At 72.4% G+C, this 13,292-nt stretch carries 11 protein-coding genes; 2 read left to right on the plus strand and 9 right to left on the minus strand.

The window, feature by feature from the left end; all coding sequences use genetic code 11:
• Positions 1 to 5: 5 nt before the first annotated feature.
• Positions 6 to 1,196, minus strand: a complete 1,191-nt coding sequence (locus D7I47_RS03770; protein ID WP_120761807.1) for an MFS transporter — start codon at positions 1,194 to 1,196, stop codon at positions 6 to 8.
• 75 nt (positions 1,197 to 1,271) lie between these two features.
• Here D7I47_RS03770 and purU point away from each other — a divergent pair, with 75 nt between their 5' ends.
• Positions 1,272 to 2,123, plus strand: coding sequence for a formyltetrahydrofolate deformylase (gene purU / locus D7I47_RS03775; RefSeq protein WP_120761808.1), 852 nt, complete (start codon positions 1,272 to 1,274; stop codon positions 2,121 to 2,123).
• A gap of 43 nt (positions 2,124 to 2,166) precedes the next feature.
• On the opposite strand, the gene D7I47_RS03780 is transcribed toward purU, so the two are convergent.
• Together D7I47_RS03780 and D7I47_RS03785 are read right to left on the minus strand one after the other, a co-directional pair.
• On the minus strand, positions 2,167 to 3,756 hold the full coding sequence (locus D7I47_RS03780) for a S1C family serine protease (protein ID WP_170154360.1): 1,590 nt from the start codon (positions 3,754 to 3,756) through the stop codon (positions 2,167 to 2,169).
• 107 nt (positions 3,757 to 3,863) lie between these two features.
• On the minus strand, positions 3,864 to 5,687 hold the full coding sequence (locus tag D7I47_RS03785; RefSeq protein ID WP_120761810.1) for an AAA family ATPase: 1,824 nt from the start codon (positions 5,685 to 5,687) through the stop codon (positions 3,864 to 3,866).
• A 74-nt stretch (positions 5,688 to 5,761) separates the two neighbouring features.
• Here D7I47_RS03785 and nagA point away from each other — a divergent pair, with 74 nt between their 5' ends.
• Positions 5,762 to 6,895 (plus strand): N-acetylglucosamine-6-phosphate deacetylase, encoded by a 1,134-nt coding sequence (gene nagA, locus D7I47_RS03790; protein ID WP_227000827.1) that lies wholly within the window; start codon positions 5,762 to 5,764, stop codon positions 6,893 to 6,895.
• A 4-nt stretch (positions 6,896 to 6,899) separates the two neighbouring features.
• On the opposite strand, the gene D7I47_RS03795 is transcribed toward nagA, so the two are convergent.
• The 6 genes from D7I47_RS03795 to D7I47_RS03820 form a co-directional block, all read right to left on the minus strand.
• Entirely contained in the window at positions 6,900 to 7,685 is a 786-nt protein-coding gene (locus tag D7I47_RS03795) for a glucosamine-6-phosphate deaminase (protein ID WP_120761811.1), read from the minus strand.
• A complete protein-coding gene (locus D7I47_RS03800; protein WP_120761812.1) occupies positions 7,670 to 8,611 on the minus strand; it encodes an ROK family protein in 942 nt (313 codons plus the stop codon). Before D7I47_RS03800 ends, D7I47_RS03795 begins: the two co-directional genes overlap by 16 nt.
• Positions 8,608 to 10,014: a beta-N-acetylhexosaminidase gene (gene nagZ / locus D7I47_RS03805; RefSeq protein ID WP_120761813.1), complete on the minus strand. Its 1,407-nt coding sequence runs from the start codon at positions 10,012 to 10,014 to the stop codon at positions 8,608 to 8,610. The genes D7I47_RS03800 and nagZ overlap by 4 nt, the downstream gene beginning before the upstream one ends.
• The gene (locus tag D7I47_RS03810) at positions 10,011 to 10,850 is read right to left on the minus strand and encodes a carbohydrate ABC transporter permease (protein WP_120761814.1); all 840 of its coding nucleotides are present in this window, start codon (positions 10,848 to 10,850) and stop codon (positions 10,011 to 10,013) included. The genes nagZ and D7I47_RS03810 overlap by 4 nt, the downstream gene beginning before the upstream one ends.
• Entirely contained in the window at positions 10,847 to 11,770 is a 924-nt protein-coding gene (locus D7I47_RS03815; protein WP_120761815.1) for a carbohydrate ABC transporter permease, read from the minus strand. Before D7I47_RS03815 ends, D7I47_RS03810 begins: the two co-directional genes overlap by 4 nt.
• A 146-nt stretch (positions 11,771 to 11,916) precedes the next feature.
• Positions 11,917 to 13,215 carry an extracellular solute-binding protein gene (locus D7I47_RS03820; RefSeq protein WP_120761816.1) on the minus strand — a complete coding sequence of 433 codons (1,299 nt, stop codon included), beginning with the start codon at positions 13,213 to 13,215 and terminating at the stop codon, positions 11,917 to 11,919.
• Positions 13,216 to 13,292: the final 77 nt, after the last annotated feature.

Here is a 13,292-nt window from a genome sequence, read left to right on the forward strand (position 1 = left end):
CGCGCTCAGCGGTGCAGGGCGATGCGCGTGCGGTCGGTCGCGAGCACGAAGACGAGCCCGGCCGCGATGATCGCCGCCGCGAACCACGGCAGCACCGCGATCCCGAGTCCGTCGAGCAGCGCCCCGCCGAGCAGCGCGCCCCCGCCGATCGCGAGGTTGAACGCGGTCGTGAGCCACGCCGCGGCGAGGTCGCGGATGCGCTCCGAGGCCGAGTGCAGCACGCGCGAGTGCATGAGGGCGGGCACGCCGCCGAAGAACACGCTCCACAGCACCATGCCGATCACGATCGGCACGGCATCCGTGCCGAAGGCGCCGAGCCCCAGCACGCTGAGCGCGACGCCGACGAGCGCGAGGTTCACCGATCCGCGCGGGTAGCGATCGCCGAACGCGCCGCCGAGCGCGAGGCCGATCGCGCCGGCCGCCCCGTAGGCGAACAGCAGCCCCGAGACCCACGCCTCGTCGACCCCGCCCACCTGGATCGCCCACGGCGCGATGTAGGTGTAGAAGACGTTGTGCCCCGTGATGACGAGCACGACCGTGACGCACACGATGAGCACGGCGGGCAGCGAGCGGTCCTTGTGTGCGGGGAGCGGGATCTCGCCCGTCGCGAGCGGCACGAGGTGCGACACGGGCGGCAGGTACACGATCACGAACACCATGAACACGAGCACGACGGCCGCCATCGCCGCGAAGGCGAAGCGCCAGCCGAGCGCGTGGCCGAGGAAGGTGCCGAGCGGCACACCCAGGATGAAGGCGAGGGTGCCGCCCGCGTTGGTGACGGAGATCGCGCGCGCGAGCTGGTGCTTCGGCACGAGGCGCGCCGCGTAGGGCCCCGTGACGGCCCAGAACAGGCCGTGGGCGAGACCGCCCAGGATGCGCGCGGCCAGCAGGAACCAATACGTGGGCGCGATCGCGCACAGCACGTTGGTGAGGGCGAAGATGCCGAGCAGCAGCACCATGAGCCACTTGCGCGAGTAGCGGCGGGTGAGCACCGTGAGCGGGGCGGTCGAGACGACGACGGTGCCCGCGAAGACCGTCACGAGCAGGCCGATCTGCGACTCCGACACCCGCAGCTCGGCGGCCATCTCGGGCAGCAGACCGGTCGGCAGGAACTCGCTCGAGACGGAGGCGAAGATCGCCCCGGTGAGCACGAGCAGCTTGAAGAAGGGGAAGCCGTTGCCGTCGTTCGTACTCACCGAACGAGCCTAGCCGCGAACCGGTCGACCGGATGCGCGCGGTCGGGGCGGCCGAGCGCTCTACGCTGGGTGCCTATGACCGCGACCCATTGGATCCTCACCCTCATCTGCGAGGACAGGCCCGGCATCGTGCACGCCATCTCGGGCGCCATCGTCGAGGCCGCGGGCAACATCACCGAGTCGCAGCAGTTCTCGAGCGCCGACACGGGCACCTTCTTCATGCGCCTGCAGGTCGAGTCGGCCGCGACGCGCGAGCAGTTCGAGGCCGCCCTCGAACCCGTCACCGAGCGCTACGGGATGACGTGGCAGCTGGATGTGGTCGGCCGGCCGCTGCGCACCCTCGTGCTCGTCTCGAAGGCGGGGCACTGCCTCAACGACCTGCTGTTCCGGCAGCGCGCGGGGCAGCTCGGCGTCGACATCCCGCTCGTGCTCTCGAACCACCCGGACCTCGGCGAGCTCGCCGCGTTCTACGGGGTGCCGTTCGAGTCGCACGCGGTGACGTCGCCCGGCCAGAAGCTCGCCTTCGAGGAGCGCGTGCTGGAGGTGGTCGAGGAGCACGACATCGAGCTCGTGGTGCTCGCCCGCTACATGCAGATCCTGTCGCCCGAGCTGTGCGAGTCGCTCGCGGGCCGGGTCATCAACATCCACCACTCGTTCCTGCCCGGGTTCAAGGGGGCGAACCCCTACAAGCAGGCCCACGCGCGCGGCGTGAAGATCATCGGCGCGACCGCCCACTTCGTGACGAGCGACCTCGACGAGGGGCCCATCATCGAGCAGAACATCGTGCGGGTCGACCACACCCGCACCCCGGCGGAGCTCGTCGCGATCGGGCAGGACGAGGAGAGCCGCACCCTCACGCAGGCCGTCAAGTGGTTCGCGGAGGACCGCGTGCTGCTCGACGGCGCGCGCACCATCATCTTCCGCTGAGGCCGCCGGGCGACCCGCGCCCGACGACCTCGGCCCCGACGCCTCAGCTCAGGATGAAGGTGTTGAGGATCTGGATGACCGTGGGGTCGCTCGTGGCCGCCTCGCCGAAGGTGCCGACGATGATGAGGTACCCGGATGCCGAGCCGTCGACGGAGTCGACCACGACGACCCCCACATCCGCACCCGTGGAGCAGCCGGTGAACACCGACCACAGGCCCGTGTAGTAGCCGTCGTCGTAGGCCTGATCGACCTGGCCGGATGCGGGAGAGCAGCCGACGCCCGCGAGTCCGTTGTCGAGCGTCGCGATGACGTCGGACGGGGTGCCGAGCGCCTGGTAGGCGGTCGCGTGCAGCTCGACGCCCTCCGCGGCGAGCGCCCCGAAGGAGTTCAGGTCGGTGCTCACCTGCAGCTGGGTCTCGCCGCTGCCGGGCGTGGTCGCCTGGTCGGTCCACTCCGCCGGCACGGAGACGACGATGCGGCCGTCGTCGCTCGACACGGTGGTGTAGCCGGTGGGGACGTCGTTGCCGCCGCCGCCGTAGACGCCGCTCTGGGTCACCTCGATCTCACCGCTGCCGTTGACCTCGCCCTCGAGCAGCTCGTCGGTCGAGGGACGGTACACCTCCACCTCGATGGCCGCGTCGACGCCCTTCGTCTGCAGCACGTCGCAGTAGTTCTTCATGGTGCCCTCGGTGGTGCCCTCGAACTGCGAGAGGCTCGAGGGGCCCGCGAGGGTGACGCCGCCGAGCTTCTCGAGCACGTCGCCGGGCTCGATGCCCGCCTTGTCGGCGGCGCTGCCCGCGGCGACCGACTGCACCCAGATGCCGGAGAGGCCGTACGGGTCGTCGGTGGTGAGGGCGGCGAGGTTCAGCCCGAGGCTCAGCACCGACTTGCCGGCCTTCAGGTCGTCGAGCACCGGGAGCACGTCGTCGCGGCCGATCGCGTAGTTGGAGGTGGCGATCTGGTCGTTGCCGTAGAAGTTGACGGCGACGACCTTGCCCTCGGAGTCGATGAGCGGGCCGCCCGAGTTGCCGCCGCGGATCGTGGCATCCGACTGGATGCCGTGCTCGACCACGTTGTCGAAGGTGTCGAAGGCGTAGTCGGCCTTGACGACGGCGCCCTTCGTCATCGAGAAGGTCGGGTCGCCGAGCGGGTAGCCGAGCGCGTAGACCTCGCTGCCGGTGGAGATCTCGCCCTTCGCCCAGCCGAAGTACGGCACGGGGTCGTCGACGTCCACCTGGACGACCGCGATGTCGAGGCACTCCGAGGTGCTGAGCACGCGCACCGGGTAGCTCTTGCCCTCGCCGCCGATGGTGACGCTCAGCGAGCCGGCACCCGTCACGACGTGGTTGTTGGTGACGGCGATGCCGTCGGGCGTGATGAAGAAGCCGGAGCCCGACCAGGAGTACTCGGCGGGGTCGAGGGTGTCGGGCTCGATGAAGGTGCCCTGACCGGAGAACTGGATGGTCGCCGACTGCACGGCGCTCGAGTCCTTGCCGTCGTAGGTGACGGATGCGTCGCCGCCTCCCCCCACCGAGGGGATGAGGCTGCAGCCCGCGAAGGCGGGCGCGAGGAGCGCGGTGGCGGCGACGGCCGTGAGGGGTCGCCGGACGGATCGGGTGGTGGTTGCGGACACGGGTCGCCTCGTTCTCGATGTTCCTGGTGCGGGTGGGCAGGGTAAGGTGCGCTGCGGCTCGAAACTAGGGATCCGCACGGTCTCACGGCAGTATCAAAGTGAGAGTCTCACGGCGCCGCGGGGGCCTCCTCGGCCGCCGCGAGCACCCGCTCGCGCGCCCGGCGCAGCAGCCGGTACCAGGTGGGACGGCTCACGTGCAGCTCGGCGAGCAGCTCCTCCTCGCGTCGCCGCGGCCCGAGGTGCGCGAGCTCGATCACCTGCCGCAGGCGGCGGTCGTCGGGGGTCGCGCCGAAGGCCCGGTCGAGCACCGCGCGCAGCCGCGCCTCGCGCTCGGGATCCTCCCCCTGCTCGAGCAGTTCGCGCGGGGCGACGGATCGCGGCGGGAAGCCGTGCTCGTGCAGCACGAGCGCCTCGACGAAGCCGGCCGCGCCGAAGGGGCGCAGGTCGACCACGGTCACCGGGAGACCCCCCTCGGGACGCACCTCGCCCCCGAGCAGTTCGGCGCGGATGGGGTTGCGCTCGGGCGCCGCGAAGTGGATGAGCACCCCCTGGAGATCCGGCATCCCCACCCGGTGCATGAACGCGCCGCTCGCGAGCCGCGACGCCTCCGCCCGGTCGTGCTCGGGCACGTCGGCGTGGAGCGTCACCCCGGCGAAGGTGCGCTCGGGGTCGAGGCCCGTCGCCTGCACCGCGCCGATGAGGCTCGCGGTGACCGGTCCGATCGCGACGAGCCGCGAGGCGAGCACGAGCCGGTTGTAGAGCAGCGCCCGGCCGTCGCTGCGGCGCATGACGAAGTCGAGCTCGGGGGCGGCCCGCCACTCGGCGAGCTCCGCCCATCCGGGTCGGTCGGCGAAGCCGTGCGCGCGGGCGAACTCCTCGAACTCGCCGGGAGCGGCCGAGTCGGCGTAGTGGGTGGCGCTCGGGCGGTTCGAGATCGCGCTGCGGTACTCCTCGCTCTCGATGAACTGCGAGAGCTCGATGAGCGCGTCCATGTCGCCCATCCGGGCCCGCATGCCGAGATGCAAGGCGATGCGGCGCACGAGCTGGTGGTAGTGGGCGGGGGCGGTCGCCCGGAGTCGCGCGCGGATCGCGGATGCCAGCACGGGGTGCAGCGCGAGCCCGTTCCCCAGCCGCTGCACGACGGGCAGGGCGGCGAGCCCGCGCATGGCATCCCGGGTCGAGCGCCCCGCGAGGGCGGCGGCGATCAGGCGCGCGTCGACGGCGGGGACGAGTGCGGCGACCTCGAGCACCGCCGGGTCGACGGAGAGGATGGGCTGGCCGGCGAGCCAGGCGGTGAGGCGCCCCTCGAGCTCGGACTCCCGCGATCCCGGCGCCCCGGCGGGCACCGCCGCCGCCACCGTGAGGGCGAGCGGCGAGCCCTGGGCCCAGTCGATGATCTCTTCACGCCGCGCCTGCTCGAGCACGCCGCCCGCCGCGAGCAGTTCGTCGGCAGTGGTGTCGTCGAGCGGGGCGAGGGGCAGGTCGACGAGGATCGCCGGCAGCCCGTCGGAGTGCCAGGAGGGGTTGGGCGCCGATCGCCCCGCGAGCACGATGCGGGAGGCCTCGTCGAGCCGGTCGAGCAGGGCGTCGCGCAGCGGGTGCAGTGCGGCGCCCAGCGCGTCGACCTCGTCGATCACGACGCAGCGACCCGTGGAGGAGCCTCCCGCCACCCGCTCCACGAGCTGCGCGACATCGGCCGGCAGCACCCGCGCGTCGTGGGTCTCGACCTCGAACCCCGCCGCCGCCGCGAGACGCGCGGTGGCCCGCAGCAGGGCCGACTTCCCGATGCCGCCCGGCCCGTGCACGTAGAGCACGCGGCGGCTGCCGGCGGGGTCGAGGAGGGCGCGCACGATCGCCAGCTCGGCCTCCCGGCCCGTGAAACGCTCGGCGTCGGCCGCGGCGACGGCGTCACGCAACGTTCGGGTCGTCACGAACGCTGGACGGTAGTCGCCGCCGGGCGGCCCGTCAAGAGCCCGCCCGCCCGCGACTCCCCTACGCTCGGATCGTGACGCTCCTGCTGTATTCCGCCCTCCTCACCGACGAGCGGGGCGAGACCCCGGACGGCTGGGTGCTCATGCGCGACGACGCGATCGTCGCGGTCGGTGCGGGCGCCCCGCCGGAGGCCGCGGAGTCGGTGGATCTCGGCGGCGCGCGGCTCGTGCCGGGCTTCATCGACATCCACGGCCACGGCGGCGGCGGGCACGCCTACGACGACGGGGGCGAGGAGCTCGCGGCGGCCCTCGCCGCACATCGCGCCCACGGCACGACGCGCTCCGTGATCTCGCTCGTCGCCAACCCGCTCGCGGCCCTGCGGTCGGCGCTGGCGGAGGTCGCCGAGCTCTGCGCAACGGACCCGCTCGTGCTCGGCACGCACCTCGAGGGCCCGTTCCTGGCCCCGGGGCGGCGCGGGGCGCACCACGTCGACTACCTGCGCGAGCCCGACCTCATCGAGGTGGAGCAGCTCATCGCGGCCGCCCACGGCACGCTGCGGCAGATCACGATCGCGCCGGAGCTCCCCGGCGCGGATGCCGCGATCGACGTGCTCGTCGCGGCGGGCGTGCGGGTGGCGGTGGGCCACACCGAGGCCGACTTCGAGACCGCCGCGCGGGCCTTCGACCGCGGGGCCAGCATCCTGACGCATGCCTTCAACGCCATGAACGGCATCCACCACCGCGAACCGGGCCCCGTGATCGCGGCGCTCTCGGACGAACGGGTGACGCTCGAGGTGATCCTCGACGGCCACCACGTGCACGACACGGTCGTGGCGCTCGCCTTCGACGAGGCCCCTTCGCGGGTCGCCCTCATCACCGACGCGATGGCCGCGGCGGCGAGCGCCGACGGCGACTACCGCCTCGGCGCCCTCAACGTGACGGTGCGCGACGGCCTCGCCGTGCTCTCGGGCACCTCCACGATCGCGGGCTCCACGCTCACCCTCGACGCGGCCCTGCGCCGCGCGGTCGACGTGGTGGGGCTGCCGTGGCCGGATGCCGTGGGCGCGGTCACCGCCGTCCCGGCCCGCGCGCTCGGCTACGGCGACCGCCTCGGCCTCCTCGAGCCCGGCTACGCCGCCGACGCGGTGGCCCTCGACGCCGACGGCGCCGTCACGGCCGTGTGGGCAGCGGGCGCGCGCATCCGCTGAGCGGTCAGCGGGCCCAGTCGGGGCGGTTGGCCCAGGCGTAGCGGTAGTAGTCGGCGAAGCGCAGCTTCGAGGCGGCGGCCTCGTCGAGGATGACCGTCACCTCGGGGTGCAGCTGGATGGCGGATCCCGGCAGCGACGCCGACACCGGCCCCTCGACGGCACCCGCGACGGCGTCCGCCTTGGCCTCGCCGAAGGCGAGCAGCACGAGGGCGCGCGCGTCGAGGATCGTGCCGAGGCCCTGCGTGAGGCAGTGCCGCGGCACGTCGCCCGGCGTGTCGAAGAAGCGCGCGTTGTCGGCGCGGGTCGCCTCGGTGAGCGTCTTCACGCGCGTGCGCGAGGCGAACGACGACCCCGGCTCGTTGAAGCCGATGTGGCCGGTGCGGCCGATCCCGAGCACCTGGATGTCGACACCCCCGGCCGCGGCGATCGCGGCCTCGTAGCGGGCGCCCGCGGTCGCGATCCCACCGCCGTCGTCCCCAGGCACGTGGACGAGCGACGGCGTGAGGCCGAGGGTGTCGACGACTTCGCGCGTGATGACCGCGCGGTAGCTCTCGGGGTGGCCGGCCGGCAGCCCGACGTACTCGTCGAGCGCGAAGCCGCGCACGCGCGACCAGTCGAGCCCGGCCCGGGCGAGCGCCGACCAGACCGGCAGCGGGGTGGACCCGGTCGCGAGCCCCAGCACGGCGTCGGGCTTCGCCCGCACGACGGAGGCGATGAGCCCCGCGGCGAGCTCGCCCGCGGCGGCCTTCGCCTCCTCCGGGGCGCCGGACAGGATCACGACCTCGGCCATGCGGCCACCTCCTCCGTGCTCGGCTCGCCCTCGCCCACGAAGGCCGCCCCGACCGCGGCCGCCGGGAAGTCGGCGGGCAGCAGCTGCAGGCGCTCCCCGAGGCCGAGGGAGGCGACGAACGCCGAGTCCCTCTCCCAGTGTGCGATCACGCCGCGCACGCCGTCCAGCAGCGCGTCGCCGAGGCGGCTGATGCCGCCGCCGATGACGACGTCGTCGACGTCGACCGCGAGCACGAGCAGGCGCACCGCCTCGGCGGTCGCCTCGAGCAGGCGGTCGCGCACGGCGGTCGCGGCGGCGTCGCCGGATGCGGCGGCCGCGAAGAGCGCGCGCACCGGCAGCGGGTCGTCGCTCGGCCACTGCCGGGCGACGGCCGAGCCGGAGGCGTAGAGCTCGAGGCAGCCGCGCTGGCCACAGGGGCAGACCGGGCCGGCGGGGTCGACGGGGATGTGCCCGATCTCGCCCGCCACCCCGCGCACGCCCCGCCAGAGCCGGCCGCCGACCACGAGACCGGCGGCGAGGCCGGTGCCGAGGTTGAGGTAGGCCATCGACCGGGTCGGGCCGCGCTCGAGCAGGTGGAACGCCCCGAGGGCCGCCGCGTTGACGTCGTTCTCGACCCGCACCGCGCGGCCGAGGCGCTCCTGCAGGCGGGCGCCCAGCTCGAGGTCCTCGAGCCCCAGGTTGACGGCGTGGCTCACGCGCCCGGTCGCCGGGTCGACGGCACCCGGGATGCCGATGCCGATGGAGGCGAACTCCTCGACCGCGGTGCCCGACGCCTCGGAGAGCTGGTGCACCGCCGAGACGGCGGTGAGCAGCACGATGTCGGCGCCGAATCCGGTCGGCAGGCGCAGGGTGTGCGCGACGCGCCCGTCGTCGCCGATCGCCACGGCATCCGTCTTGGTGCCGCCGATGTCGATGCCGACCCTCACCGCGAGGTCCCTTCCATGAGGCCCCGGAGGGCGAGCGACACGGCGCGCGAGGCGCCGAAGGTGGCGACGTCGGCGTAGCGGCGGTCGGGGCCGGGCCACCCCATGTCGACGACGACGGTGCCGGGCTGCGCGGTGCGCGCCCGGTCGATGAGCTCGCGCGTCCACGCGCGACGGTGGTTGTCCTTGCCGACGACGAGGTAGGGCGCATCGGATGCCGGCAGTGCGTCGCCCTCGCGCACGACCTCGACCTCGACGCCGACGCCCGCGAGCCCCCACGGCACCTCGCCGACGGCCACGTTGGCGGTCGTCTCGAGGGCGAGGATGCGGGCCGCCGGATCGAGCGCGACGCCGTCGCGCAGCTCGAAGGCGCGCGCGATCACGGCCGGGTCGAGCTCGAACGGCGCGGGCACGGGGGCCTCCTCGGCGACGAGTCCCCCGGCGAGCGCGGTCACGCGGGCGACGGCGTCGTCGAGCCGCTCGGCCGCCAACGAACCGTCGGCGATCGCGTCGGCGATCGCGATCTCGATCTCGGCGAGCTGCCGCTCGGTGTTGCGCGTGCCGATGCACAGCAGGTCGCAGCCTCCCGCGAGCGCACGCACGGCGGCCGCCGGGATGCCGATCTCGCCCGAGGCGCCGGCCATGTCGAGCGCGTCCGAGACGACGACCCCCTCGAAGCCGAGCTCGCCGCGCAGCAGCTCCCGCAGGATCCGTGGCGAGAACGTCGCCGGCTGGGCGGGGTCGAGCTGCGGCAGCAGGATGTGGCTCGACATGATGGTGCGCGCCCCGGCCGCGACGGCCGCGACGAAGGGCACGAGTTCGCGCTCGCGGAGCACCTCGAGCGGCAGGTCGACGACGGGCAGCGCGAGGTGCGAGTCGGCGGAGGTGTCGCCGTGGCCCGGGAAGTGCTTGGCGCTCACCGCGACGCCGCCCGCCTCGTGCGCGGCGATCCAGGCGGTCGCGTGGCGCGCGACGAGCCGCGGCTCGTCGCCGAAGCTGCGCACCCCGATGACGGGGTTGTCGGGGTTGGAGTTGATGTCGACGTCGGGCGCGAAGTTGAGGTTGACGCCGACGGCGCGCAGCTCGGCCGCGACGGCCGCGCCGACCCGGGCGGTGAGCCCGGTGTCGTCGAGCCGGCCGAGCACGGCGTTGCCGGGGAACGGGGATCCCGTGGCGGCGTGCAGGCGGGTGACGTCGCCGCCCTCCTCGTCGATGGCGACGAGGGCGCGCGGGTTGGCCGCGCGGATCGCGGCGGTGAGCTCGCGCAGCTGCTCGACCGAGACGAGGTTCTCCGCGAACAGGCACACCCCGGCGAGACCGGCGCGCAGCCGCGCAGCGAGCCACTCCGGCAGTTCGGTGCCGACGAAGCCCGGGAGCAGGACGGCGGACGGGTTCGGTGCGCTCATCCCTTGACCGCACCCCCCACGATGCCGCTCGTCATGCGACCCTGCACGAGCAGGAAGAACACGATCACCGGGATCGCGACGATCGTCGACGCGGCCATCACCTGACCCCAGTCGGTCTCGCGGGTCGCCGAGGCCTGCACGAAGCCGCGCAGCCACAGCGGCAGCGTCTGCGCCGCCTCGGCCGGCAGCAGCACGACCGCGACCGTGAACTCGTTCCAGGCCTGCAGGAACGCGTACACCCCGGAGGCGACGAGCCCGGGCGCCAGCAGCGGGAAGGTGATGCGCATGAACGCCTGGAAGCGGCTGAGCCCGTCGACCATGGCGGCCTCCTCGAGCTCGGCGGGCACGCCCGCGACGAAGCCCCGCAGCATCCAGATCGTGAACGGGATGACGGCCGCGATGTAGATGACCGAGACGCCGACGACCGAGTTGAGCAGGCCGACCGACGACATCATCTTGTACTGCGCGATGAACAGGCCCTCGGCCGGCAGCATCTGGATGAGCAGCAGCGCGAGCACGAAGCTCTTGCGCCCGCGGAACTTGAAGCGGCTGATCGCGACGGCGCCGAGGAAGGCGAAGACGAGGCAGAACGCCACCACGAGCAGGGTGATCGAGACGCTCATGCCGAGCGCGCCGAAGAAGGAGCCGTCGGCGACCGCGCCCGTGAAGTTCGAGGTGGTGAAGTACTCGCCGGGGAAGAAGTGCGGCGTGAACTGCTGCAGCACGGCGGTCGAGATGAAGGCCGAGTTCACCATCCAGTAGACGGGGAACGCCCACACGACCGCGAGCGCGATCGCGAGCACCGTGAGCAGGATGCGTCCGAGCTTGACGGTCATCGTCCCTCGTCCTCCTTGATCAGGTCGCGCACGTACACCCAGCTGAGCGCGAGGGTGATCAGCAGCACGATGATGGAGACGGCGCTCGCCATGCCGAAGTCGTTGGCGGAGGCGCCGAGCTTGTAGATGTAGGTGCCGAGCAGGTCGAAGTCGCCCGACTTCGAGCCGGCGTCCTTGAGCAGGGTGATCTGGGCGAACACCCGCAGGTCCCAGATGAGCTGCAGCAGCAGCACGATCGAGAGCACGGGGCGGATCATCGGCCCGACGATCCGGGTGAAGCGCTGCCAGGCGTTCGCACCGTCGATCTGGGCCGCCTCCATGACCTCGTCGGAGATCTGGGTGAGCCCCGCGTAGACGGCGAACGAGACGAAGGGCACCGACATCCAGATGATGAGCACGCTCGCCACGAGGAAGAAGGTGGCCGGGTTGCCGAGCCAGTCGTAGCGGTTCATGTCGACGCCCGGGATCGCGTCGAGCAGGTAGTTGACGACGCCGCGGCGACGGTCGAACAGCCAGATGAAGACGGTCGTCGCGGCGGCGACGGGCATCGCCCAGGCGAGCAGCATCGAGATCTGCAGGATGAGGCGGGCGGCCCTGCCGACGGCGTTCATGAGCAGCGCCATCCCGACGCCGACCACGACGGTGACGAAGGCGGTCACGACGCAGAAGACGAGCGAGCGGCCGAGCACGGCCCAGAACTCGCCCTTCCAGAGCAGCTCGGCGAAGTTGGCGAAGCCCACCCACTCCGGCGGCTTGCCGAACTGCTGGGCGAGACCGTACTTCTGGAAGGCGGTGATGAACTGCCAGACGAGCGGGTAGCCGAGGCCGAGCAGCAGGAAGACGACCGCGGGCACGATCAGGAAATAGGGGATACCCGTACGGCGGGGTTGGATGCGGACGGCGGAGCTCTTCGCGGACATGCGGGAACCTCCTTTCGACAAGGCTGGCAGGTGCGGGTGGATGCCGCGAGGGCGGCGAGAGGTGTGCGGGCGCTGCGGGGTCCGGCGGCGGTGCCGGGGTGCCGGTCGGGCAGCGGCAGCGCGCGCTGCCCGACCGGCTGTGCCGACTAGCCGTTGATGAGCTCGTCGATCTTCTTGTCGTACTCGGCTGCGAGCGCGGTGATGTCGCCGCCGCCGTTGACCTTGCCGAAGAACTCCTCGAGCAGGCCCGAGCCCTCGACGGCGGCCCAGCCGGGCGCCGCGGGGGTCAGCTTCGAGCCGAGGGCCGACTCGATGAGGGCCTGCGCGAACTGGTCGTCGCCGAGGGCGGAGACGTAGTCCGAGTTGGCCGGGCCGAGGCCGTTCTCACCGAGCATGGTCTGGTACTCGGAGCTGAAGATGATGCGCAGCAGCTCACGGGCACCGGCCTGGTTCTTCGAGGCCGCCGAGATCGCGATGTTGGAGCCGCCGGCGAACACCGGGGCGACACCGCCGTCGACGCCGGGCAGCACGTAGGTGCCGAACACGTCGTCGTTCCAGGTGGGGATCGGCTTGGTCTCGTCCTCGGGGTTGGGGGCGAGGTCGCCGATCGACCAGTGCGCCCATCCGGGAGCGATGATCGTGGCCGCCTCGGGAGCCGCCGCCTCGGGCTGGGTGTTGATGTTCACCCACGGGGTGCTGTCGGCCTCGGTCACCGGGGCGTTCGAGCCCGTGGTGAACAGCTCCTGCAGCGCCTCGAGACCCTCGATCGTCTTCGGGTCGGAGAGCGAGGAGGCCCACGTGTCGCCGTCCTTCTTCGCGAGGTCGCCGCCGTGCGCGAAGATCCACGAGATGCCGTTGCGCCAGTCCTCGCCGCCCAGGTAGAAGCCCGAGAGCGAGTCGGTGCGCAGCGTCTGCGCGACCTCGGTCACCTCGCCGAGGGTCGTGGGGACCTCGACGCCGGCCGCCTGGTACAGGTCCTTGCGGTAGAACACGTAGCGCGAACCGAAGTAGTACGGCAGGGCGTAGTTGACCTCGTCGACCTTGCCGACGTCGACGAAGGACTGCAGCAGCTTGTCGCCGCCGAGCTCGTCGACCATGTCGGTGATGTCGGAGAAGGCGCCGACGGTCGTGAAGGTCGGCGACCACGTGTTGCCGATCTCCGTCACGTCGGGGGTATTGTCGGCGTCAGGCAGTGCAGTGGTGAGCTTCGCGAGAGCGTCACCCCAGCCCTGTTCCTCGATAGTGAGGGTGCCCCCGGTCCGCTCGTTGTACTCGGTCTTCAGGTAGTCGCGCAGCGCGTCCGGGGTGTCACCCCCCATGAGCCAGAACGTGATGTCCTGCCCCTTCGCGTCATCCGTGCTCGGCGTCTCGGGCGTGGATGCACAGCCCGCGAGGACGACGAGCGCAGCGGTCGCGGCAGCGACTGCTCCGATCTTTCGCTTCATTCGTGCTTTCCTTCTTCTTTGAATTGCGATGGGCCGGGTGGCGGCACCGCTGGTGCATGGGTGTTGCGGGTTCGGCG

The sequence above is a fragment of the Protaetiibacter intestinalis genome, from assembly GCF_003627075.1.
In the GTDB taxonomy this organism is placed as follows: Bacteria; Actinomycetota; Actinomycetes; order Actinomycetales; family Microbacteriaceae; genus Homoserinibacter; species Homoserinibacter intestinalis.

Excerpts from the sequence above, each read along its gene's own strand:
- purU (WP_120761808.1), top strand. The coding sequence starts at position 1,272 with ATGACCGCGACCCATTGGATCCTCACCCTCATCTGCGAGGACAGGCCC.
- D7I47_RS03795 (WP_120761811.1), bottom strand. The coding sequence starts at position 7,685 with ATGGCCGAGGTCGTGATCCTGTCCGGCGCCCCGGAGGAGGCGAAGGCC.
- nagZ (WP_120761813.1), bottom strand. The coding sequence starts at position 10,014 with ATGAGCGCACCGAACCCGTCCGCCGTCCTGCTCCCGGGCTTCGTCGGC.
- D7I47_RS03810 (WP_120761814.1), bottom strand. The coding sequence starts at position 10,850 with ATGACCGTCAAGCTCGGACGCATCCTGCTCACGGTGCTCGCGATCGCG.
- D7I47_RS03815 (WP_120761815.1), bottom strand. The coding sequence starts at position 11,770 with ATGTCCGCGAAGAGCTCCGCCGTCCGCATCCAACCCCGCCGTACGGGT.
- D7I47_RS03820 (WP_120761816.1), bottom strand. The coding sequence starts at position 13,215 with ATGAAGCGAAAGATCGGAGCAGTCGCTGCCGCGACCGCTGCGCTCGTC.